Origin of the sequence: Leifsonia sp. fls2-241-R2A-40a, assembly GCF_030209575.1 — a bacterium.
Taxonomy (GTDB): domain Bacteria; phylum Actinomycetota; class Actinomycetes; order Actinomycetales; family Microbacteriaceae; genus Leifsonia.
The window spans coordinates 2,799,520-2,821,981 of sequence record NZ_JARVRS010000001.1 but is presented as its reverse complement, the minus strand read 5'-3'; the positions used below and the strand labels follow the sequence as shown (position 1 = coordinate 2,821,981).

At 70.6% G+C, this 22,462-nt stretch carries 21 protein-coding genes; 8 read left to right on the top strand and 13 right to left on the bottom strand.

Features of this window, described 5'->3' with window-relative positions; genetic code table 11:
* Positions 1-65: 65 nt before the first annotated feature.
* Positions 66-446: a glyoxalase superfamily protein gene (locus QRN40_RS13965; RefSeq protein WP_285116302.1), complete on the top strand. Its 381-nt coding sequence runs from the start codon at positions 66-68 to the stop codon at positions 444-446.
* 13 nt (positions 447-459) lie between these two features.
* Here the strand turns inward: QRN40_RS13965 and QRN40_RS13960 are convergent, their stop codons facing one another.
* From QRN40_RS13960 to QRN40_RS13935, 6 genes are read right to left on the bottom strand one after another with little or no spacing between them, the layout of a single operon-like run.
* On the bottom strand, positions 460-1,371 hold the full coding sequence (locus QRN40_RS13960; protein ID WP_285116301.1) for a prenyltransferase: 912 nt from the start codon (positions 1,369-1,371) through the stop codon (positions 460-462).
* Positions 1,335-1,658: a lycopene cyclase domain-containing protein gene (locus QRN40_RS13955; RefSeq protein WP_285116300.1), complete on the bottom strand. Its 324-nt coding sequence runs from the start codon at positions 1,656-1,658 to the stop codon at positions 1,335-1,337. Before QRN40_RS13955 ends, QRN40_RS13960 begins: the two co-directional genes overlap by 37 nt.
* Complete coding sequence (locus QRN40_RS13950) at positions 1,655-1,996, bottom strand: lycopene cyclase domain-containing protein (RefSeq protein WP_285116299.1); 342 nt, start codon at positions 1,994-1,996, stop codon at positions 1,655-1,657. Before QRN40_RS13950 ends, QRN40_RS13955 begins: the two co-directional genes overlap by 4 nt.
* Positions 1,993-3,585 (bottom strand): phytoene desaturase family protein, encoded by a 1,593-nt coding sequence (gene crtI, locus QRN40_RS13945; RefSeq protein ID WP_285116298.1) that lies wholly within the window; start codon positions 3,583-3,585, stop codon positions 1,993-1,995. The genes QRN40_RS13950 and crtI overlap by 4 nt, the downstream gene beginning before the upstream one ends.
* Positions 3,585-4,520: a phytoene/squalene synthase family protein gene (locus tag QRN40_RS13940; protein WP_285116297.1), complete on the bottom strand. Its 936-nt coding sequence runs from the start codon at positions 4,518-4,520 to the stop codon at positions 3,585-3,587. The genes crtI and QRN40_RS13940 overlap by 1 nt, the downstream gene beginning before the upstream one ends.
* On the bottom strand, positions 4,517-5,620 hold the full coding sequence (locus tag QRN40_RS13935; RefSeq protein ID WP_285116296.1) for a polyprenyl synthetase family protein: 1,104 nt from the start codon (positions 5,618-5,620) through the stop codon (positions 4,517-4,519). The genes QRN40_RS13940 and QRN40_RS13935 overlap by 4 nt, the downstream gene beginning before the upstream one ends.
* A gap of 75 nt (positions 5,621-5,695) precedes the next feature.
* On the opposite strand from QRN40_RS13935, the gene QRN40_RS13930 reads away from it, so the two are divergent.
* On the top strand, positions 5,696-6,331 hold the full coding sequence (locus QRN40_RS13930) for a MarR family winged helix-turn-helix transcriptional regulator (RefSeq protein WP_285116295.1): 636 nt from the start codon (positions 5,696-5,698) through the stop codon (positions 6,329-6,331).
* Here the strand turns inward: QRN40_RS13930 and QRN40_RS13925 are convergent.
* Positions 6,231-7,799, bottom strand: coding sequence for an SDR family oxidoreductase (locus tag QRN40_RS13925; protein WP_285116294.1), 1,569 nt, complete (start codon positions 7,797-7,799; stop codon positions 6,231-6,233). The two genes, QRN40_RS13930 and QRN40_RS13925, sit on opposite strands and share 101 nt — an antisense overlap.
* Before the next feature lie 92 nt (positions 7,800-7,891).
* On the opposite strand from QRN40_RS13925, the gene QRN40_RS13920 reads away from it, so the two are divergent.
* Positions 7,892-8,233 (top strand): DUF7882 family protein, encoded by a 342-nt coding sequence (locus QRN40_RS13920; RefSeq protein ID WP_285116293.1) that lies wholly within the window; start codon positions 7,892-7,894, stop codon positions 8,231-8,233.
* Between the two features lie 103 nt (positions 8,234-8,336).
* Here the strand turns inward: QRN40_RS13920 and QRN40_RS13915 are convergent, their stop codons facing one another.
* Positions 8,337-9,248, bottom strand: a complete 912-nt coding sequence (locus tag QRN40_RS13915; protein ID WP_285116291.1) for a sigma-70 family RNA polymerase sigma factor — start codon at positions 9,246-9,248, stop codon at positions 8,337-8,339.
* A 301-nt stretch (positions 9,249-9,549) separates the two neighbouring features.
* On the opposite strand from QRN40_RS13915, the gene QRN40_RS13910 reads away from it, so the two are divergent.
* Positions 9,550-10,968, top strand: a complete 1,419-nt coding sequence (locus QRN40_RS13910; protein WP_285117500.1) for an MFS transporter — start codon at positions 9,550-9,552, stop codon at positions 10,966-10,968.
* A gap of 83 nt (positions 10,969-11,051) precedes the next feature.
* On the opposite strand, the gene QRN40_RS13905 is transcribed toward QRN40_RS13910, so the two are convergent.
* Together QRN40_RS13905 and ku are read right to left on the bottom strand one after the other, a co-directional pair.
* A complete protein-coding gene (locus tag QRN40_RS13905) occupies positions 11,052-12,017 on the bottom strand; it encodes a DNA topoisomerase IB (RefSeq protein WP_285116290.1) in 966 nt (321 codons plus the stop codon).
* A complete protein-coding gene (gene ku, locus QRN40_RS13900; RefSeq protein WP_285116289.1) occupies positions 12,014-12,949 on the bottom strand; it encodes a non-homologous end joining protein Ku in 936 nt (311 codons plus the stop codon). The genes QRN40_RS13905 and ku overlap by 4 nt, the downstream gene beginning before the upstream one ends.
* Positions 12,950-13,091: 142 nt before the next feature.
* Between ku and QRN40_RS13895 the strand changes: the two genes are divergently transcribed.
* Positions 13,092-13,580 (top strand): DUF3060 domain-containing protein, encoded by a 489-nt coding sequence (locus tag QRN40_RS13895; protein ID WP_285116288.1) that lies wholly within the window; start codon positions 13,092-13,094, stop codon positions 13,578-13,580.
* 64 nt (positions 13,581-13,644) lie between these two features.
* Positions 13,645-16,125, top strand: a complete 2,481-nt coding sequence (locus QRN40_RS13890) for an ATP-dependent DNA ligase (protein ID WP_285116287.1) — start codon at positions 13,645-13,647, stop codon at positions 16,123-16,125.
* Positions 16,126-16,147: 22 nt separating this feature from the next.
* On the opposite strand, the gene QRN40_RS13885 is transcribed toward QRN40_RS13890, so the two are convergent.
* Together QRN40_RS13885 and QRN40_RS13880 are read right to left on the bottom strand one after the other, a co-directional pair.
* The gene (locus QRN40_RS13885; RefSeq protein ID WP_285117499.1) at positions 16,148-17,467 is read right to left on the bottom strand and encodes an MFS transporter; all 1,320 of its coding nucleotides are present in this window, start codon (positions 17,465-17,467) and stop codon (positions 16,148-16,150) included.
* A 113-nt stretch (positions 17,468-17,580) separates the two neighbouring features.
* Entirely contained in the window at positions 17,581-18,024 is a 444-nt protein-coding gene (locus tag QRN40_RS13880) for a hypothetical protein (protein ID WP_285116286.1), read from the bottom strand.
* A 157-nt stretch (positions 18,025-18,181) separates the two neighbouring features.
* Between QRN40_RS13880 and QRN40_RS13875 the strand changes: the two genes are divergently transcribed.
* On the top strand, positions 18,182-19,732 hold the full coding sequence (locus QRN40_RS13875; RefSeq protein WP_285116285.1) for a bifunctional phosphatase PAP2/diacylglycerol kinase family protein: 1,551 nt from the start codon (positions 18,182-18,184) through the stop codon (positions 19,730-19,732).
* A gap of 261 nt (positions 19,733-19,993) precedes the next feature.
* Here the strand turns inward: QRN40_RS13875 and QRN40_RS13870 are convergent, their stop codons facing one another.
* Positions 19,994-21,166 (bottom strand): citrate synthase, encoded by a 1,173-nt coding sequence (locus QRN40_RS13870; protein ID WP_285116284.1) that lies wholly within the window; start codon positions 21,164-21,166, stop codon positions 19,994-19,996.
* 51 nt (positions 21,167-21,217) lie between these two features.
* Here QRN40_RS13870 and QRN40_RS13865 point away from each other — a divergent pair, with 51 nt between their 5' ends.
* Positions 21,218-22,429: a citrate synthase gene (locus tag QRN40_RS13865; protein WP_285116283.1), complete on the top strand. Its 1,212-nt coding sequence runs from the start codon at positions 21,218-21,220 to the stop codon at positions 22,427-22,429.
* Positions 22,430-22,462: the final 33 nt, after the last annotated feature.

Sequence of the window (22,462 nt, the reverse complement as noted above, 5' to 3'; positions counted from 1 at the left end):
TGCGGCCGGAAAGTGACCGCATGCGGTCCTACCCTGGAGGAAAACCAACCGGAAGGGCAGTCATCATGACCATCAGCGACTGGCGCATCGAGCTCATCATCGTTCCCGTCACCGACGTCGACCGGGCCAAGGCCTTCTACGTGGATGCGCTCGGCTGGAACGCGGACCACGACCAGCGCGTCTCCCCCGAACTGCGGTTCGTGCAGGTGACGCCTCCCGGATCCGCGTGCTCGATCGCGTTCGGCCAGGGCCTCACCGACATGGCGCCCGGCACGATGAAAGGCCTGCAGATCGTCGTGCCCGACGCCGATGCGGCGCTCGCGCACCTCACCGAGCAGGGCGTCGACGCCCGCGGGGTGAACGACCTCGCCTGGGGCCGTTTCGTGGACTTCACCGACCCGGACGGCAACGCGTGGACGCTGCAGGAGCTGCCGCCCCGTCCCTAACGGCCGGCGGCGGCTAGCGCACCTGCGCCCAGAGGATGAGCAGCATCGTCAGCAGGAATCCGCAGGCGTAGTTGATCCAGAGGAAGCGGCGCCAGCCCCGGTTGGCGCCGCTCGTCTGTTCGTCGGCGACCGACCAGAACGGCGCGGCGGCCGCGATGTAGGGCAGGGCGAGGACAGCGGCGAGCGGTCCGGGCCACGGTGTGAACAGCATGGCGACGCCCGCGAGCGCCCAGGCGCCGATCGCCAGACGGACGGTCGCGGCCGCCCCGATCGCGGTGGCGATCGACGAGATGCCGCCTTCGCGGTCGGGCACCACATCCTGAACCGCTCCGAACGCGTGGCTGCCGACGCCCCACAGGAAGAACGCCAGCAGGACCAGCCAGAGCCCCGGCGTGAACGCCGCTCCCGCCAGCACCAGACCGTAGACGGCGGGGCTCACGAAGTGGACGCTCGACGTCACCGAATCGAGGAACGGGATCTCCTTGAACCGCAGACCCTTCGCCGAGTAGGCCACCACGGCGAACAGGGAGATCGCCAGCACCAGCCACGACAGCGGCGACCCCACGATCACCAGGTACACGATGAACGGGACGGTGGTCACCACCGCGGCGATCAGCGTCCGCCGGTGGGCGGAGCGGTCGAGCAGAGCGCCCTCGGCGCCGCCCTTCCGCGGATTGCGGAGATCGGACTCGTAGTCGAAGACGTCGTTGATGCCGTACATGGCGAGGTTGTACGGGATGAGGAAGAACAGCGTCCCGATGACGAACGTCGCATCGATGCGACCGGTGGTGAGCAGGTACGCGGCCGCGAACGGGAACGCGGTGTTGATCCAGCTGAGCGGGCGCGAGACCAGCACGAGCTGGCGGAACGGAGCGGGCGCCACGGTGGTCACAGCCTCCTCCCCCTCCGTCTGGTCAGCATCCATAGTGCAGGCAGGAGCAGCAGTCCCGCGAGCGGATACGCGAAGTCCTCCAGGGGGACGAGCCCCAATCGGACTCCGCTGATCCGGGCCGAGTCGTACGTCATGAACCCGACGCCGATCATCAGATTGTCGAACACCGCGGTCAGGACGAGCACCACCACGCCGGCGATCAGGACCGGAGCCCACCACCGCCGCAGCAGACGCGAGCGGTCGGGAGCGGTCGCCAGCGCCACGGCGAGCACCAGTGCGGCGATCGCGAGGAAGACGACGCTCAGCAGTGCGTACGTCATCCCTCCCCCTCCCGGCGACCCCGCTCGCGCCGATCCAGCAGCGCACGCGCGCCGAAGACGAGCACCAGGATCAGGTAGCAGAGGAAGAGGAGGAAGAAGGCCTCTTCCAGGGGCAGCTCCGGCGCGAGTTCGATGCCGGTCATGTACCGGGACTCCCCGCGTGCGAACACTCCGAGCGCGATGCCCGCAGCATCCCAGGCGAGGAAGAACGCCAGGCCGAGCGCGAGCACGATCGCCGCGCGCCGCGCGTCCCGCCAGAAGACCAGCCGGAACCGGGCATCCAGCAGCACCATCGCCCCGAGCGAGAGCAGCAGGCAGGCCAGGTAGACGAACGTCACGTCACCCGCTCCGCCTGCGGGGCGGGCAGCGGTTCGGGGAGGGGTCCGGCGCCGCCGTCGCCGCGGAGGCGCTTCAGTACGAGCTCGGCGCTGATCAGGCACATCGGCAGGCCGATCCCGGGGATCGTGGACGAGCCGGCGTAGAGGAGTCCGTCGACCTTCTTCGACGCGTTGCCCGGACGGAAGAACGCGCTCTGACGCAGCGTGTGCGCCGGTCCGAGCGCGCCGCCGCTCCACGCGTTCAGATCGGTGGCGAAGTCCTCGGGGCCGACCGTGCGACGCACGACGATCCGGTCTGCGAGGTCCGGGATGCCCGCCCACGACGAGATCTGCGCGATGGCGGCGTCGGCCGCCCGTTCGATGGCCCGGTCGCCCGCGCCGTCGATCCCGCCGGCGCCGAGGGAGGTGTCGGCGGGCACGGGAATGAGGACGAACAGGTTCTCGTAGCCCTCGGGCGCCACGTCCGGATCGGTGGCGCTCGGCATGCACACGTACAGAGACGCAGGGTCCGGGATGCCAGGGTTCGGTCCGTAGATGGTCTGGAAGTTGGCATCCCAGTCGGTCGTGAAGAAGAGGTTGTGGTGGGTCAGCTGCGGCAGCCGGCCGCGCACCCCGAGCATCGCGAGCACGACGCCGGGACCCGGGTCGCGGTGCTCCCACTTCTTCTCGGGATGCGTGCGCAGCCGCTCGGGCAGCAAGGCCGTCTCGGTGTGGTGCAGGTCCGCACCGGAGACGACGATGTCCGCGTCGAGCGTATGGGGGCGGCCCGCCGCATCCCGGTAGTCGACGCCGGTGGCACGATCGCGAGGGGAGCCGTCGGCGGTCCGGATACCCGTCACGCGCGCGCCGGTGATCAGTCGTGCTCCTGCGCCCGCGGCGAGCGCGGCGACACGGTCGATGAGCACGGAGAAGCCGCCGAGCGGATACCGCACGCCGTCATCGAGGTCGAGGTGGCTCATCAGGTGGTACATGCTCGGTGCGCGATCCGGCGAGGTGCCGAGGAACACGGCGGGATAGCCGAGCACCTGGCGCAGGCGCACATCCCGCACGAAACCGGCGGCGTAGCGGTCGAGCGGCTCCAGCAGGAGGCGCGCGAGCCGGGGAAGCCGTCGCAGCAGGTCCGCCGCCAGCATCGGTCGCAGATCAGCGAACGTGCTGTAGAGGAAACGGTCGACGGCCATGCGGTAGGTCTCCGCCGATCCCTTCAGGTACCGGTCGAGCGCGGCGCCGGCGCCCGGCTCCTCCCGCTCGAATGCCGCGCGGTTCAGCGCACCGTCGGCGCGGATGTCCAGCGGCGGCCGGCGGTCCTCCGAGAACACCCGGTACCCCGGATCTAGTGTCACCAGGTCGAGCTGCTCGGCGGTGGAGGTGCCCATCAGCCGGAAGAAGTGGTCGAAGACCTCGGGCATCAGGTACCACGACGGACCGGTGTCGAAGCGGAACCCGTCGTGCTCCCACGACCCGGCGCGTCCGCCGAGGGTCGGCCGCTGCTCGAGCAGCGTGACCGCGTACCCCTCCCGGGCCAGCAGCGCCGCGGTCGCCAGGCCCGCGATGCCGCCGCCGATCACGGCCACGCGACGGCCGGTCATCACCGGGCTCCGGTGGTCGCGAGCGCGCCCGCGGACCGCGGCAGCGCGGCCGAGACGGTCGCCCGCGCGAGGATGCCGACCTTGACGCGCGTCGGCACGCTGATCCGCCGGCTCAGCAGCTCGCTCGCGGGGGTGGCGCGGATGCGGTCGCTGAGCTCGGCGAACAGCCCGTGCGCCGCGATGATCGCGCGGCGGCAGTTGTCGGGCAGGTCCGGGATGACGTCGGCCGCCGCTCCCAGGTCGCAGTCGATGTCGACGACGAGGGCGAGCTTCTGCCTCTCCGTGAGCCGTGCCGGGTCGATCCCCGGGAAATAGCTGCGATGAAGCTCGGTCCAGTCGACGGCGAGGTCGCGGAGGAAGTTGATCTTCTGGAACGCCGCTCCGAGCCGGCGGGCGCCCGCCTCCAGCCGCAGCCGCACCTCGTCCGGTGCCGGACGGTCGGCCAAGAAGACGCGGAGGCACATCAAGCCGATGACCTCCGCAGACCCGTAGACGTAGTCGCGGAGCTCGTCCGCGGTGAAGTCGACCGGGCTCAGGTCCCTGCGCATGGAGGCGAAGAACGGGCGGGTCAGCTCGGTGCCGATCCCGGTGGCGCGGGCGGTGACCGCGAAGGAGTGGACGACCACGTTGGCACTGTACCCGGTGCGCATGGCGCGTTCGGTGTCGGCTTCGAGGGCATCGAGCAGCTCGCGCTGGTCGTCGATGTCGAGTCCGGCCTCGGCCGCGGCCCCGTCCACGATCTCGTCGGCGACGCGGACGAGGGCGTAGACGTCCTCGACCCGCGGCCGGATCTGCGGCGCGAGGAGCCGGGTGGCCATGCCGAACGAGGTCGAGTACGCGTGGATGATCGTGGCGGCGCCGGCATGCGCCGCGTCGGTGTAGGTGGCGAGGTCGGTCGGAACGGTTCCGGCCGGGGCCTCGGCTGCGCGGGTCATGAGATCCTCCCGATGCACGAGCGTGCCACGTCGGCCAGGGGTGCGGCTAGGGCCGGCGGGATGGACGGGGTGTCGAGCAGCGCGATGGCGCGGTCGACGTGGTCGGCGAGCAGGCGCTCGACGAATCGACGCGCGCCGCACTCCTCCAGCACGGCCGCGAGGCGGCCGGCTTCGGCTGCGACGAGGTCGCTGCGTCCGAGCGACGGAGCCACCTCCTCCCAGCGGGCGGTGCTGCGCGCGTAGGCGATCAGCGACGTCTCCTTGCCCTGCCGGAGGTCGCTGACGATGCTCTTCCCGGTGATGTCCTCGGATCCGAAGATGCCGAGCAGGTCGTCGCCGAGCTGGAACGCGATGCCGACCAGCCGGCCGTACTCGGCCAGCGGCGCCAGCACATCCTCTCCGCCCCCGGCGAGGAGCGCGCCGGTCATGAGCGGGCCGGAGACGGAGTAGGCCGCCGTCTTGTGCTCGGTCATCGCGAGCACGTGCTCGAGCGCCGGCCGGTCGGCGCCGAGGCCCTCGGCGAGCGCGACGTCGGCGAGTTCGCCCGCCGCGGTGACGAAGACGCCGTGGTCGAGGATGTCGAGAAGCCGCTCGCGCGTCCACTCGTCGGTGTCGATGCGGGCCAGTGCCGTGGATGCGGCGAGCAGCAGGAGGTCGCCGGCGAGGATGGCCCCCGCCTCGCCCCAGCGCCGGGCGCGGGCCGAGTCGGCGCCGCGGGCGACGGCGTCAGCGGCGAACCCGCCCGCGACGTTGGGACGGCCCCGGCGCACAGTGTCGCCGTCGAGGACGTCGTCGTGCAGCAGGAAGGCGGTGTGCAGGAGTTCGTAGGCGACCGAGGCGGTCACGGCGACGCCCGGCTCGGTGCCGCCGAGCCCGCGGTAGGCGGTGAGGATGAAGCGCGGACGGATGCGCTTGCCGCCCTCCGCGGCGTCGCGTGCGCTCTCCCAGAGCCGGCGGTAGGAGTCATCGAAGGCCGAGGATGCGGCGATCCGGTCGGAGAAGAACTGCGCGAGGCGCTCCTCCACCTCGGCGAGGTCGCGCGCCGTGTCGTCGGTGCGCTGCTCGACAGGAGTCCGTGTCTCGGGGTGCAGCTGTGTCATGCCCGGCGCTCCCTTGTCTAGCTTGGTTAGCAAATAACTTAGCACGCTTCTTACATATGGGAATAGGATGGTCGCATGACACCGGGACGGGACGACGCGCGACGCGACGCTCACCGCATTTCGGCATCGCTCACGGACCCTCGGATCATCGATCCGCGCCAGGAACTGGTCCGGCACGACGACCTGTCCGAAGAGGAACTGGCTCAGATCGTGCGGCTGCTGGCGGCCATGCGCGAGTGGCGGGACGCCGACCAGCGGCTCAGCTTCGAGTCCCGCACGCACATGAAGCTCAACGAGACGGACATGCGCGCCCTGCGGTACATCATCGCGTCGATGAACGCGCAGGTACCGGTCACCGCGGGTGCGCTCTCGGACCATCTGCGCATCTCCACCGCATCCACCACCAAGCTCCTCGACCGGCTGGAGCGCGCGGGACACGTCGTGCGCCGCCCGCATCCCACCGACCGCCGCGCGGTCACGGTCGAGATCACGCCCGAGACGCACCGCGAGGTGCGCCGCACCATGGGCCTCCAGCACGCGCGCCGGTTCGAGGTGGCGCGGGCGCTGAGTACCGCGGACCGCGACACGGTCACGCGGTTCCTGCAGGACCTCAGCGCGACGACGCTCGCCGCGGTTCCTGCTGCCCCGGCCGATCCCGATGCTGCTCCCGAGACGGATCCGGCTCCGCGAGCGGACGCGCCACGCGGCTAGCCGCCTTCGGGTGCTCCGCCTCGTAGACGATCCGGTTCGCCATCCCGTTGAAGATCACGCCGTGGAACGGCAGGATCGCGAACCAGTAGAGCCGGCCGCTGAGCCCGAGCGGGAAGAACACCGCGCGCTGGTAGTACTGCGAACCGCCGCCGTCCCGTGGGCGGACGGAAAGCTCCAGCCACGCCCTGCCGGGCACCAGCATCTCGGCGCGCAGCCGCAGGCTCCGGCCCCGCTCGATCCGCTCCACCCGCCACCAGTCGAGGGCGTCGCCGGTGTTGAGGTGGTCGGCATCCCGGCGCCCCCGGCGGAGGCCCACTCCCCCGACGAGCTTGTCGGCCCAGCCGCGCAGCGCCCACGCGAGCGGGAACGAGTACCAGCCGCGCTCCCCGCCGATGCCCTCCACGACGCGCCACAGCAGCTCCGGGTCGGCGGTCGACTCGCGCTCGCGGACATCCGTGTAGACGGTGTGCCCGGACCACTCGGGGTCGCTGGGCAGCGGATCGCTCGGAGCACCCGCGACCGACGCATCCTGCCAGCTCGTCTCGACCTCGCCGGCCCGCTCCCGCGCCAGCGCCAGCCGCACCGAGCGGCGATACCCCGTCAAGCCCTCGGGAGGCGGCGGGATGACCGCGTCGATGTCGTGCTCGCGCATCACGCAGTCGTACTGCAGCGACTCGATGATCGGGACGGCGAGGCTGCGCGGGATCGGCGTCACCAGGTTCACCCACTGCGACGCGAGCCACGGCGTGAACACCGGGAGGGACGCGATGGGACGCTGCCGCAGCCCCGCCTCGAGGGCGTAGGCGTTCATCATCTGCCCGTAGCGGAGGATGTCCGGGCCGCCGATGTCGAAGGCGCGCGAGACCTCCGGCGGCAACTCCGCCGCGGCCAGCAGGTAGTGCAGCACATCCCGGATGGCGATCGGCTGGATGCGGTTGCGCACCCAGCGCGGCGCCGGCATGTACGGGAGCACCTCGGTCAGGTGGCGGATCATCTCGAACGACGCCGAACCCGACCCGATCACCACCCCGGCCTGCAGCACAACGGTCGGCACCCCGGAGTCGAGCAGGATGCGTCCGACCGCGACCCGCGAGCGCAGGTGACGGGAGAGCTCGCCGTCCGGGTGGAGCGCGCCGAGGTACACGATGCGGCCGACGTCTGCCGCTTCAGCCGCCTCGGCGACGGTGCGCGCCGCCGACGACTCCTCCTCGTCGAAATCGCCTCGGGCGCGCATCGAGTGCACGAGGTAGTAGACGACATCCACATCCTGAACCGCCCGAGCGACCGCCTCCGGGTCGTGGAGGTCGCCCTGGACGACCTCCACATCACCGGCCCAGGGGACGTCGGTGAGCTTCTGCGGCGAGCGCGCCAGCACGCGGACGGTGTAGCCGCGGGCCAGCAGCCGCGGGACGAGGCGTCCGCCGATGTAGCCGGTGGCGCCGGTGACCAGGACTCGGGAGGCAGTCATGGGCCGAAGGGTACGCCCCGCAGCGAAGATCCGCCTGCGAGCGGGCGCCGGACGATTCCGGGAAACAACGTAACGTCCTGTACGTTTTTTCCATGGGCAAGCTCATCTATGGCGGGACGACCGAGATCGGTTTCGACGACCGGGTCCTGGCGCACCTGCAGATCGTGATCGGGCTGAAACTGCGACGCAAAGAGGGCTTCTTCTTCTCCTGGCGCGACGAGCAGAGCGTCGGCGACGGCCGCAGCGCCATCTGGGTCGACCCGGCCATCCCGCTGCTGTTCCGTTACAGCGGCGGACGCCACCCGCGCATCAACAAGAGCTGGCTCGAACAGCTCACCCTCTCCTCCAACAGCGCGCAGGGCCTGCAGCTGACCGAGGAGATCGGCGCCCTCGGCGCCGACGAGGTCGACGCCGACTCTTCGCCCGGCCGCTGAGCCCCGCCTGGCCGTCTGGCCGTCTGGCCGTCTTGGCCGCCGAGCACAGCAAAAAGGTCGCCGATCCTTCCGGATCAGCGACCTTTTTCCTGTGGCCGGGGGCTCAGCGGAGGTACTCGAGGAGCTCGGGGCTGCGGAGGCGCTTGAGGCTGCGGGTCTCGAGCTGGCGGACGCGCTCGCGCGTGATGCCGTAGACCTCGCCGACCTCGTCGAGGGTCATCGGCTTCTGGCCGTCCAGGCCGAAGCGCATGCGCACCACCTTGGCGTCACGGGGCGGCAGCTCGCGGAGGCGCTCCTCGAGGTCGCGGTGGCGGAACTCCACCTCGACGGCCTCGGGCGGTCCGGCGAAGTCGCCGTCCTCGATCAGGTCGCCGAGTTCGGCGCCCTCGTTCTCGCCGACCGGAACGGCCAGGGAGACGGTCTCGGAGTCGCTCATCTGCAGCTTGTGCACCTCGGCCGGGTCGAGGTTCGACGCCTCGGCCATCTCCTCGAGGGTGGGCGTGCGGCCGAGCTCTCCGCCCAGGTCGCGGCGGATGCGGTCGAGCTTGTCGATCTTTTCCACGGTGTGCACCGGGATGCGGATCAGGCGGGCCGTGTCCGCGATGCCGCGGAGGATGGACTGGCGGATCCACCAGGTGGCGTAGGTCGAGAACTTGTTGCCGGTGCGGTAGTCGAACTTCTCCACCGCCCGGACGAGACCGAGGTTGCCCTCCTGGATGAGGTCCATGACGGGCAGGCCACGGCCGGCGTACCGCTTCGCGATGCTGACCACCAGGCGGAGATTCGCCTCGATGAAACGCTCGAACGCACGCTTGCCGTCGTCGGCCAGGTACTGCAGTTCGCGCTTCTCTCGCGGGGTCAGGTTCGGGCGGATCGCCAGCCGCTCTCCGGCCAGCACTCCCACCTCGATCCGCTTCGCGAGAGCGACTTCCTCGTCGGCGGTCAGGAGGCGGGTGCGGCCGATGGAGTTGAGGTAATCCCGTACCGGATCGCTGGTAACTTCGAGCGTGGTCATCGTGTCATCCCATTCAGCCCGTGTACGCACGGGCACTGCCGTTGGTGCTCTCAGTTCGGGTGTCCCACCGCGTCTTGTGGACGAGTGGTTCGTTAGCCACGATAAGCAATGCACCCCATCCCACAACAAGGGGTTGACATCGCAGCCACGGGTACGCTAGCCGGTCGGAAACCCTGCTCAGGGGCGTTTGTCAAGGCGCTGCCGGGAGACTTTCAGGCGTCGTAGATTCACGCCTGTGACTGCTCACACAACGGACAAGGCGGCGTCGCTGAAGACGATCCGCACCACGATTCCCGCGCGCATGGACCGGCTTCCCTGGTCCCGCTTCCATTGGCTGGTCGTCGTCGGCCTCGGCACCGTGTGGATCCTCGACGGTCTCGAGGTGACCATCGTCGGCGCCATCGGCAGCCGGCTCACCGAGCCCAGCAGCGGCCTCGGCCTCACCACCGCGCAGGTCGGACTCGCCGCCGCGATCTACGTCGCCGGAGCCTGTGTCGGAGCGCTCGTGTTCGGCTATCTGACCGACCGGTTCGGCCGGAAGAAGCTGTTCATCCTCACGCTCGGCCTCTACCTGGTCGCGACCGTGCTGACCGCCTTCTCGTTCACGCCGTGGATGTTCTTCCTGTTCCGGTTCTTCACCGGTGCGGGAATCGGCGGCGAGTACGCGGCGATCAACTCCGCGATCGACGAGCTCATCCCGGCCCGCCGCCGCGGACTGGTCGATCTGGCGATCAACGGGTCGTACTGGCTCGGCACCGCGTTCGGCGCCGTGCTCACCGTCTTCCTGCTGAACACCTCGCTCTTCCCGGCGAACATCGGCTGGCGCATCGCGTTCGGCCTCGGTGCCGTGCTCGGCCTCGTCATCCTGCTGGTCCGCCGGAACGTGCCGGAGTCGCCGCGGTGGATGTTCATCCACGGCCAGGACGAAGAAGCCGAGAAGCTGGTCGGCGAGATCGAGGAGGGCGTCGAGGAGAACACCCACCAGAAGTTGGAGAAGGTGCCCGACGATCGCGCGATCGAGATCCACCAGCGGCGCTCGACCGGGTTCGGGGAGATCGTCCGGGTCGCGCTGGGGCAGTATCCCAAGCGGTTCGTGCTCGGGCTGTCGCTGTTCATCGGGCAGGCATTCCTGTACAACGCCGTGTTCTTCACCTACTCGCTGGTGCTGACCAAGCTGCTCCACGTGCCCGACGACGTGGCGCCGTGGGCGCTCGTGCCCATCGCCATCGGCAACTTCCTGGGGCCGTTCCTGCTCGGGCATCTGTTCGACACCGTCGGACGGCGGTTCATGATCACGCTGTCGTACATCGGCAGCGGCGTCCTGCTGGTCGGCACGGGCATCCTGTTCGACGCAGGCGTGCTCGACGCCTTCTGGCTCACCGCCTGCTGGATGGTCGTGTTCTTCTTCGCGTCGGCCGGCGCGAGCGCCGCCTACCTGACCGTCAGCGAGATCTTCCCGATGGAGACCCGGGCCATGGCGATCGCGTTCTTCTACGCGGTCGGCACCGGCATCGGCGGCATCATCGGGCCGATCCTGTTCGGGCACCTGATCGAGGGCGGCATCCACGACGTCGTGATCGGGTACTACATCGGCGCGGGCCTCATGATCGGGGCCGGGCTCGTCGAGCTGTTCCTCGGCGTGGATGCCGAGGGCAAGTCGCTCGAGGAGATCGCTGCGCCGCTCTCCGCGTCCACCAAGGCGCAAGTCCCCACCCGCTGACCCGGCGGCCGCTTGGCCGCCGAGCACAGGAAGAACGTCGCGCATCCACTCAGGATCGCGACGTTCTTCCTGTGCTCGGCGGCTCAGCTGAGGAGGTCGAGGAGGGCTGGCTCGGGGGTGCGACCGCCGGAGGTGTCGATGACCTCTCCGCTGCGGTAGCGGTCGAAGATGCGCGGGTCGATGTAGCTGTTGCGCGCGATCGCGGGCGTGTTGCCGAGTGCGGCGGCAGCCTCGTTGACCGCGGCGCTGATCCGCTTCTTCCGCTGCGAGTCCGAACCGGAGACGCCGAGGGCGGCGAGCGCCTCCGCCGCCACGATGGTGCCGTGCAGCGTCCGGAAGTCCTTCGCGGTGAACTCCCCCCGCGTCTGCCGGCGGATGTACTCGTTCAGCGACGCCGGGCGGATCGTGTGCCAGGTGCGGTCCTTCCACGACAGCAGCCGCGACCGCTGGCCGCGCAGGGCCTGGATCTGCCGGAGCAACTCCGCGAGGTCGGCGTCCGTGATGGTGCTCGTCCACTTCTGCGCCGACTTCGCCGGGAAGGTCAGCGTGATGTCGTCGTCCTCGATCCGCGCATGGCGGCACAGCAGCGTCGTGAGCCCGCGGCTGCCGTTGGCGTGCAGGTACTCCTCGCTGCCGATCCGCACGCTGCCCAGGTCGATGATCCGGAACGCGGCCGCGAGGATGCGGTCGCGCTCGAAGCCCTCCTGCCGCAGGTCCATCGTCACCTTGCGCCGGGCGGACGGCAGGGTCTCCGCCAGGAGCGCCGCGCGCTCGAACTTCACGCGGTCCTGGTTGAGCCTCCACGCGTCGTGGTAGCGGTACTGACGACGCCCGGCCTGGTCGGTGCCGACCGCCTGGATGTGCCCGCGGGCGTCCGGCGAGATCCAGACGTCCTGCCAGGCGGGCGGGAGGACGAGCGAGCGGATGCGCTCCAGCTCGCGCTCATCCACGATCCTGTTGCCTGCTTCGTCTTCATACACCGGGCCCTTGTCGGTCATCGTCCGGTGGTAGCCGGGGCCGGACGGGTTGCTGCGCTTGAGGCGCGTCACGCGGGCTTCTTCGCAGACTTCTTGGGCGCGGTCTTCCGTGTGGAAGTGGATGCGGTGGACTTCGACGCCGTGGACTTGGCGGCCGGCTTCTTCTCCGCCGAGGACGACGACTTCGAGGACGACGCCTTCGAGGACGACTTGGTCGACCGGCTGCGCTCCACACTGCGCTGCAGCGCCTCCATCAGGTCGATGACCTCGCCGCCGCCCTTCTTCGTCTCCTCCTCCTCGCCGAAGGTCGCAGCGGTGTCGACGCTCTCGCCCTGCTCGAGCTTGGCGTCGATGAGCTTGCGGAGCTCCTCCTGATAGTCGTCGCTGAACTTCTCCGGCTCGAAGTCGCCCGCGAAGCTCTCCATCAGCGCGCTCGACAGCTGCAGCTCGCGGTCGGTGATGCGCGGTGTCTGGTCGAGCGCCGGGAAGTCCGCCTCGCGGATCTCGTCGTGCCAGAGCAGGGTCTGCAGAACGAGCAGGTTGCCGCGCACGCGGAGCGCGCCGAGCCGGGTCTTCTGCCGCAGGGCGAACTCTACGATGGCCGTGCGCTCCTCGTCCTCCAGGGTCTTGCGCAGCAGGGCGTACGCCTTCAGCGACTTCGAGTCGGGTTCGAGGTAGTAGCTGCGGTCGAACATCAGCGGGTCCAGCTGGTCGTTCGGGACGAACTCCACGACGTCGATCTCGCGGCTGCGTTCCGCCGGCAGCGACGCCAGGTCCTCCGCGGTCAGGATGACCGTGCGCTCACCGTCGTCGTAGGCCTTCACGATGTGCTCGTACGGGATCACCTTGCCGTCGATCTCGCAGCGGCGCTGATAGCGGATGCGGCCGCCGTCCGCGTCGTGCACCTGGTGCAGCGGGACGTCGTGATCCTCGGTTGCGCTGTAGACCTTCACCGGCACATTGACCAGTCCGAAGGTGATGGCGCCCGTCCAAATGGCCCTCATGTGCCCATGTTGACCAGAAACACCGCGCTCCTCAACCCTCGGGGGCGAGTTCCCACCGATCGCGTCACGATCGCGCTCGTGTTTTCGTCTGCATTCTGGGGCGATCGGCCCCTCCCTCCCACAGCAAAGGAAGCACCTCCCCATGCGCACCAGCATCATCCGCCGCGGCTTCGCGGTCGCCGCTCTCGCCGTCGCCGCCACCGCCGTCCTCTCCGCGTGCAGCGTCGACACGGTCGCCGCGGGCACCGTCCAGGTGCGGATCGGCAGCGGTGCGGTGACGGTCGAGAGCAGCGGCTACACCGTCACGGGAACCGGCAAGCCGATCGAGGTCCAGGTGAACAGGGCGAAGGTCACCGTCTCCTGCAGCGGCGGGGAGGACGTCACTGTCGTCGGAGCCCACGGGACGGTCGACCTCGTCGGGTCCTGCGGCGACGTCTCGGTGACCAGTGCCGACCAGACCATCACGACCGGGTCGCTCCAGGCCCTCTCCGTGACCGGCGCGGGCAACACCATCACCACCGGCGACGTCCAGTCGATGAAGCTCGTCGGCGCCGACAACACCGTCACCTATACGTCGACGGCGAGTGCGCCCGAGCTGCTCGGCGCAGCCAACACCGTCACGGAGAAGTGAGTCCGATCGCGCGGCCGGCCCCGGGGCGTGGTGACGGGCGCCGCGCCGGGCGTACGGTGTGCCTATGGCCGCCCAGGACACCGAGGTCGTCGACATCGACGGCCACCGCCTCAAGCTGACCAACCTCGACAAGGTGATGTATCCCGAGACCGGGACCACCAAGGCCGACATCTTCGGCTACTACAACGCCGTGGCCGAGGTCATGATCCCGCACGTGCGCGACCGCATCGCGACCCGCAAGCGCTGGGTGCACGGCGTCGGGACGCCGGACCACCCGGCCGAGGTGTTCTTCCAGAAGAACCTGGACCCCGCATCCACACCGGACTGGGTGAAGCAGGCCTCGATCACCCACAAGACCAGCACGAACACCTACCCGCTGGTCAACGACCGGGCCACGCTGATCTGGCTGGCCCAGATCGCCTCCCTCGAGATCCACGTGCCGCAGTGGCGGGTGGGACGCGGCGGCGAGCGGCAGAATCCCGACCGACTGGTGCTCGACCTCGACCCGGGCGACGGCGTGACCCTCGCCGACTGCGCCGAGGTCGCCCGCCTGGCGCGCGCGATCCTCCAGGACATGGGACTGGACCCGATGCCGGTCACCTCGGGCTCCAAGGGCATCCACCTCTACGCGGCGCTCGACGGCTCGCAGACCAGCGAGCAGATCTCGGCGGTCGCGCACGAGCTGGCACGGGTGCTGGAGGCGGACCATCCGGACCTGGTGGTCAGCGACATGAAGAAGTCGCTGCGTGATGGCAAGGTGCTCGTCGACTGGAGCCAGAACAACGGCGCGAAGACCACGATCGCGCCGTACTCGCTGCGCGGGCGCTTCCACCCCACCGTCGCCGCACCGCGGACCTGGCGCGAACTGGCCTCCAAGGGCCTCCAGCACCTCGACTACCGGGAGGTGATGCAGCGGCTGAAGCGGCGCGGCGACCCGCTCGCCGAGCTCTCCACTGCGGGCGACGGGACGGGCGGCCATCCGTCCGAGCCGGACCGGCTGTCCACGTACCGCTCGATGCGTGATGCGGACAAGACGCCCGAACCGGTGCCCGTCGATCGGCCGGAGGCGCGGGAGGGGCGATCGTTCGTCATCCAGGAGCATCATGCGCGGCGGCTCCACTGGGACTTCCGTCTCGAGAACGACGGCGTGCTGGTCAGCTGGGCGCTCCCGAAGGGCACGCCGACCGACGCCAAGCAGAACCACCTGGCGGTGCACACCGAGGACCATCCGCTCGAGTACGGCGGCTTCGCCGGCGACATCCCGCACGGCGAGTACGGCGCTGGGCACGTCGACATCTGGGACCATGGCGACTACGAGCTCGAGAAGTGGCGCGACGACGAGGTGATCGCCACCCTGCACGGCCAGCCGGACGGCGGACTCGGGGGCGAGCCGCGGAAGTACGCGCTGATCCGCACGGCGCAGGGCGGGGACGAGAAGAACTGGCTGATCCACCTGATGAAGACGGACGCATCGGACGGCGAGCACGAGGCGGCTCCGTCCCGTCGTGGGAAGGCTGCGAAGCCGACCAAGACGACTGCGGCGGCCGCTGCGCCACGCACGGCCGGCGCGCCGATCACCGGCGACCCGGTCTCCCCCATGCTCGCGACGCTCGGCTCGGCGGCCGACATCAGCGACGAGGACGAGTGGGCGTTCGAGATGAAGTGGGACGGCATCCGCGCCGTGGCGGAGATCCGCGACGGGCGCCTGCGGCTGACCACCCGCAACGGCAACGACGTCACGGTCACGTACCCGGATCTCGCCGGACTCGTCGACCTGGCCGGCGACCACGAACTGGTGCTCGACGGCGAGATCGTGACGCTCAACCCGCAGGGGCGCCCGGACTTCGGGTTGCTGCAGACGCGCATGGGGCTCACGCGCCCCGGCGATGTCCAATCGGCCCTGAAGCGCGCCCCCGCGCACTACATGGTGTTCGACGTGCTGGCGGTGGACGGCACGAAGCACACCCGGGACACCTACGACGATCGCCGCGAGCTGCTCGGCGAGGTCCTGCGACCGAAGCCGAACGATCCGGTGCAGGTGCCGCCCGCCTTCGATGGGGACCTGGCGCATGCCATCGCCTCAAGCAAGGAGCTCGGACTCGAGGGCGTGATGGCGAAGCGGCGCGACAGCACCTACTCCGCCGGGCGCCGCTCCCGCTCGTGGATCAAGATCAAGCACCACCTGACCCAGGAGGTCGTGATCGGCGGATGGACGCCCGGCAACGGGCGCCGTGCCGACACCATCGGCGCTCTCCTGCTCGGCATCCCCGACGGTGACACCCTCCGCTACGTCGGAAAGGTCGGCACCGGTTTCAGCGACCGCGCGCTCGACGACCTGACGGAGAAACTGAGCGCGCACGAACGCAAGACGAGCCCGATCGAGGGGGTGCCGACGGCCGACGCGCGCGGAGCTCACTGGGTGCGTCCCGAGCTCGTCGGCGAGGTGGAGTTCGCCGAATGGACGGGACCGGGCCGGCTGCGGCAGCCGTCGTGGCGGGGGCTCCGGCCGGACAAGCGTCCGGATCAGGTGGTCCGCGAGAGCTGAGCCGCGTCCCTGCGGACCGCAGTCAGGGTGTGGGCGCGAGCGCGTCGTACCGGAGGAACGAGCGCTGGATGCGCACGACGACCGCGACGAGCACCACGATCAGCAGTCCGCCGAGCAACGGCGGGAACCAGAGCGCTCCGGTGAGCGCCAGGACACCGATGTAGAGGTCGCCCAGGCGCGGGCCGCCGGTGACAACGACGGTGAAGACGCCCTGCAACCGACCGCGCATCGCATCCGGAGCGGACGCCTGCAGGATCGTCATGCGGAAGATGGAGCTCACGTTGTCCGCGGCGCCGGACGCCGCGAGCAGGATGGTCGCCAGGACCAGCGCCGGCATGTTCGCCTGCAGCAGGGAGGCGCCCCCGCCGTTCGTCCCGGTGACGGCGACGACAGCCAGCACGATGCCGAAGCCCAGGATGCTGGCGCCGTAGACGATGATCGCGCGCTCGACCGCACGCCCCTGCCACCGCACGCTGCCGAGGCGTCCCGAGAACACGCTCGACACCAGCGTTCCCACCGCGCCCGCGGCGGTGAGGATGCCGACGGTGATCGGTCCGCCGCCGATGAGCAGGGCACCGACCGCGGGGAACAGCGCGCGCGGCTGGCCGAAGGTCATGGCGATGACGTCGAGCACGAACGTCATGCTGAGGTTGGGTGCGGTGCGGAGGAACCGCAGCCCCTCCAGGACCGATGCGAGTCCCGCGCCCTGCCGCTCCCCCTCCGGGACGATCGACGGAAGGGTGAAGATGCCGAGGAATGCGGCGGTGAAGAGCACCGCATCCACCGTGTAGGTCCACGGGACGCCGACGGTCGCGACCAGCAGGCCGGCGAGCGCGGGACCGACGGTCACCATGACGCCCATGCTGATCCCGCCCAGCGCGCTGGCTGCGGGAAGCAGCCGCACCGGGAGGAGCCGCGGCGTGATCGCCTGCCGCGTTGCACCGATCATCACGCTCGCCACCGCGTTGATGGTCGTGATCACGTAGAGGGGCCAGACGACCGGGATGTGCATCCACGCGAGGAGGGCCAGCGCAGCCGTGGAGGTCCACGCGACGATCGCCGTCACCAGGGCGACCTTGCGGCGGTCGAAGGCGTCGGCGAGCACACCGCCGTAGAGCCCGAAGACGATCATCGGCACCAGCGCGAACAGCGCCACCAGGGAGACGGCGAGAGTCGAATGCGTCAGGTCGAAGATGTGCAGTCCGACGGCGACGATGGTCATCTGCGAGCCGATGCCGGAGATCGCGCCGCCCAGCCAGAGGCGCGCGAACGCCGGCGACTCGCGCAGCGGCGAGAGGTCGACGAAGTGCCGACGGCGGGACAGGGTCTCGTCGCCGGGCAGGCGGCCGTGCGGGAGCTCGTCGGGAGCGAGTTCTCCGGGCGGGATCGACGGATCCGCCGGAGCGGTCGGATCTCCCGCTGGTGCGGAGCCGGGCCGGGGCGTCGGCTCCCCGCTCAGAAGCGGGGCTGCTTGCTGAGGCGGACAGCCGCCGTCGAGAGCACCACGCCGGCGAGCATGATCACCACGGTGACCGCCTGCAGCAGCACCTGGAAGAACGGCGAGAACGGCGTGACCGACACCCAGAGCCAGAGGATGGCGCCGATGAGCGTGATCACGTAGCTGAAGGTACGGCGCGCATACAGGGCGTTGAGCGACACGACGGTCGCCGCGACGGTCACCTGGAAGAACGGGAGGAAGTCATCGGCGTTGCCGGTCCAGGTCGCTACGAGGCTCCAGATGCCGATGACCACCGAGACCAGCACCACGAGAGTGGCGAGGAGGTTGCCGAGGGCGCTGGGCAGCGTCGTGCTGAGGCTGCGGACGAGCGTGCCCTGCTCGTCGCTGCCGACGACCTCGCGCTGGTGTTCGTTGGGCTGGGAGATGACGTGCGTGCTCACGTCGTCGATCCTACCGCCCGGCCGGAGCCGCGCGCGGCGTTCTGCACAGGGTTCTGCGCGGGGGTTCTGGACGGGGGCGATTCTCCACAACCCGGGTTGGCGCACAGACCCGGCGACGATCCGCGACCCGCCGTCTGCGCCGCGTACATTGGCGGGCATGGCAGCATCCCGTCGTCGCCCGCATCGGCGCATCCCCCTCCCCGCTCGCGTCAAGCGCGCCGACGCGCGGGTCGCCGAGCGCATCAACGCGCGCACGACCGGAGCGCTGTCCGACGGCTTCTGGGTCGGGCTCACCCGGGCCGCCAACCACGGGAAGCTGTGGTTCGCGGCCGCGGCCGTGCTGCTGGCCTTGGGCCGGCCGCGCGCGGCGGCCCGCGGCCTCGCCTCGCTGGGGCTGGCCAGCCTCGTGGCCAACCTGGTCGGCAAACGCCTGGTCGGCGGCGAGCGCCCGGCCCTCACATCCATCCCGCTCGCACGTCGCCTCGAACGGTCGCCGACGTCTCCGTCGTTCCCCTCGGGGCACACGGCGAGCGCCGCCGCGTTCGCCACCGGCGCCGCCCTGGAGTGGCCGGCGGCCGGCGCCGCGCTGGCGCCCGTGGCGGCGGGCGTCGGGTACTCGCGGCTGCACACCGGGGCGCACTGGCTCTCCGATGTGGCGGGCGGCGCTGCGATCGGGGTCGCTGCCGCCGTGGCGCTCAAGGTGGTCGTGCCCGCGGTGAAGCCCGTGGTGCGCCGCGACCCGCCGACCGCGCGCATGATCGAGCTGCCCGCGACCGAGACCGGCGAGGGCGTGTTCGTCATCGTCAATCCGGGTTCCGGCCGCGGGCTGGGGCGCCCGTCGCCGATTCCGCTGCTGCGGGAACGGCTGCCGAAGGCGCACGTCCACGAACTGGCCGACGGCGACGACATCGGCGACCTGATCGAGCAGGCGCTGCGGTCGGATGCCCCGCCGCGCGTCCTCGGCGCGTACGGCGGCGACGGCACGGTCGCGGCGGTCGCCCAGCGGGCGCGCGCGGCGGACCTCCCGCTGGTCGTCTTCCCCGGCGGGACGTTCAACCACTTCGCCAAGGCGGCGCTGCTCGACTCCGTCGACGCGACCCTCGGCGCGCTCGCGTCGGGCAGCGGCCGGGAGGTCGACGTGGCCGAGCTGTCCTTCGCCGACGGCGAGACCATCACGGTGCTCAATACGGCGTCAGTCGGGATCTATCCCGCCTTCGTCGAAGAGCGCGAGAAGCACGAGAAGCGGCTGGGCAAGCCGATCGCCGCGCTCATCGCGGCGATCCGGGTGGTTCGGCGCGGCAACCCGCTCGAGGTCGAGATCGACGGGAAGCGGCGCCAGGTGTGGTCGGTGTTCGTCGGCGTCGACCGGTACTACCCCGTCAGCGTCGCGCCGATCGAGCGCCGACGGCTGGACGACCACCTGCTCGACGTGCGCATCCTCTTCGCCGGCGGGCGCCCGCGCACCCGCGGTGCCGTCGCGCTCGCCTTCGGCGGCCGCACGGACGCCTTCGCGGCGCGCATGCCGTTCCTCCAGGGGCCGCCCGCTTTGGACGCGCGCGTGGTCGAGGAGATCAGCGTCGAGGCGGTCGGCGACGATCCGGGATACGCGCACGACGGGGAGGCGTCCGCGGAGACGCCGGGGAACCCGAAGCGGATCGCGATCGCCATCAGGCCGGGTGCGCTGCGGGTGTACTCGCCGGAGGCGTGAGGGGGCGGGGCGGCGCTGCGCTGCGCTTGGCGCGGCGACCGCCTGAGTCGAGCCGGTAACTCGGCCGGCTGGGTGGATGGCTTTGACTCGGTCGGGATCTGGTCGCCCTCGGCGGAGATTCGGGTGGATCGGCCGCCAATCTCCTGCTGCACCACGTTACGTCGGAGATTTGCCGTCCGTTCTCCGACGCAAGTATTCGGGGCGCGCTCGGCGAGTGGTCACCGCGACCCCGATGCATCCGTCACACGAAATGCGCCCCGCTCAGGACGACGCGGGTACCCGCGCCGGCAGCGGCACGGGCGCGGCCGGGCCGACGTAGCGCGACGACGGCCGGACGATCTTGCCGTCCGCGGCCTGCTCGAGGATGTGGGCCGTCCAGCCGACCACGCGGGCGGCGGCGAACGTCGGCGTGAACATCGACCGCGGGATGCCGCAGAGTTCCATCACGATCCCCGCGTAGAACTCGACGTTCGTGTGCAGCTCGCGTCCGGGCTTCAGCTCGGCGAGCAGCTCCTGCACCCGTCGCTCCACCTGCACGGCGAAATCGACCCGCGGACCGCCGAAGCCCTCGGCGAACTCGCGCAGCATCCGGGAGCGCGGGTCCTCGGTCCGGTACACCGCGTGGCCGAAGCCCATCACCCGGCCGCCCTCCTCCAGGGTGCGGCGCACCCATTCGTCGGTGCGGTCGGGTGTCCCGATCTCGTCCAGGGTGTCGAGAGCGCGGCTCGGTGCGCCGCCGTGCAGCGGTCCCGAGAGCGCGCCCAGCGCGCCCCCGACGGCCGACGGCAGATCCGCGCCCGTCGAGGCGATCACCCGTGCGGTGAAGGTAGAGGCATTGAAACCGTGGTCGATCGCTGCCGTCATGTAGGCGCTCAGCGCTCGCTCCTGCTGCTCCGTCGGGATCCTCCCGGTGACGAGGCAGAGGTAGCCGGCCACGTGACCGACATCGTCGCGCGGCTCGAGCGGTTCCCGGCCTTCGGCGAGTGCGTGCAGCGCAGCGAGGAGGACAGGCGTGACGGCGGCGGTGCGGATGGCGTCCTCGACGCGCGCGTCGGCGTCCTCGTCGTAAAGCGGCCGAGTGCCGTCGGCGGCGGCGATCGCGGCGAGCGCCATCCGCAATCCGGCCAGCGCATCCCCGCCCGTGGTGAGTCGCGCGATCGCGGGAAGGATCTCGCGCACCTCGTCCGGAAGCGCTCGAGACGCTGCGATGCGGGCGCGGAAAGCCTCCAGCTCTGCCGTCGTCGGCAACGAACCGAAGAGGAGAAGATGCCACGCCTCCTCGAACGTCCGATCGCGCGCCAGGTCCACCGCCGAGTACTGCCGATAGTGGTAGAAGCCTTCGTGCCCGCGCACGTCCCCCAGCTCCGTGCGGGCCGCGACCACATTGGTCAGGCCGCGGGGAACGTCGATGAGGGTGTCGTCCATCCTGTCCATACCGGTAGTGTGAACTGGATGCAAGTAGCAGTCAACGTTGATCGGATCAATATGGACTCCCTCCCGCGCCTCACGGCCGAACAGACCGCCGAGCGGCTCGGCGTGAAGCTCGAGACGCTGTACGCCTATGTGGCGCGCGGGCGGCTCGGTCGGGTGCGGACAGCCGACGGATCCAGCTTCGACCCGCTCGAGGTCGAGCGGTTCGCCGCGAGCAGGCGCCGCCAGTCCACTGCTGCGCCCGGGCACTCGGACGGCCGACCGCTCATGGTCATCGAGACGCGGTTCGCGCTGATCGACGACGGCGAACTGACCTATCGGGGACGGCCGGTCGACGAGCTGGCCCGCGAACCGTTCGAGACCGTCGCCCGCTGGGCGCTCACCGGCGAGTGGGATGCGGCGGCGCGCTTCCGGTCCGGCGCCGGTCTCGACGCGGCGCGGGATGTGAGCCAGGTGCTTCCCGCTTCGGCCGGTGACCGCGACCGGCAATTGGCCGCGGTCACCGCATTCGCCGCGGCGGACCCGTTGCGCGCGTCCCTCGATCCGGCCGTCGTCGCCACGGCAGCGGAGCGGCTGGTCGCCGGGATGGTGGAGGTGCTGCCCGAGCTCGGCGGCGGGGCGTCCGGAGCCGATCCCGACCTCGCGGAGCGCCTGTTCCGGCGCCTCTCCCACGGAACACCCTCCCCCGCGGACGTCGCGCTCCTCAACGCGGCCCTCGTGCTGCTCCTCGACCACGACATCGCCATCTCGACCCTCGCCGCGCGCGCAGCAGCATCCGCTCGCGCGACCCCGTACGGCGTCGTCGTCGCCGGGCTCGGTGCGCTGGACTCGCCGCTGCACGGCAACGCCAGCCGCGCCGCGTACCGGCTGCTCGACCGGGTCGTCTCGGGCGAGGATCCGGCGCGCGCGGTGGCGGATGCGGTGGTGGCCACACACGGCCCGGTCCCCGGTTTCGGCCAGCCGCTCTATCCCGACGGCGACCCGCGGGCGCGCATCCTGTTCGGGATGCTCCGAGCCGACGAGCGGCACTCCGCCGTCGCGGCGGCCGCGAAAGCCGTGTCGGAGGTCATTCGCGACCGCACGGGCGCCCATCCCAACGTCGACCTCGCCCTCGGCGCGCTGGCGCTCGCGGCCGGGATGCGCGACGACGCCGGAGAGGTCGTCTTCGCGACGGCACGCACTGTCGGCTGGATCGTGCACGCCCTCGACGAGTACGCGCAGCCCCCGCTCCGCCTGCGCCCCGTGGGGCGCTACGTCGGCCCGTGACCCCGCCGGCCCATCGAGTTGACGCGACACGCC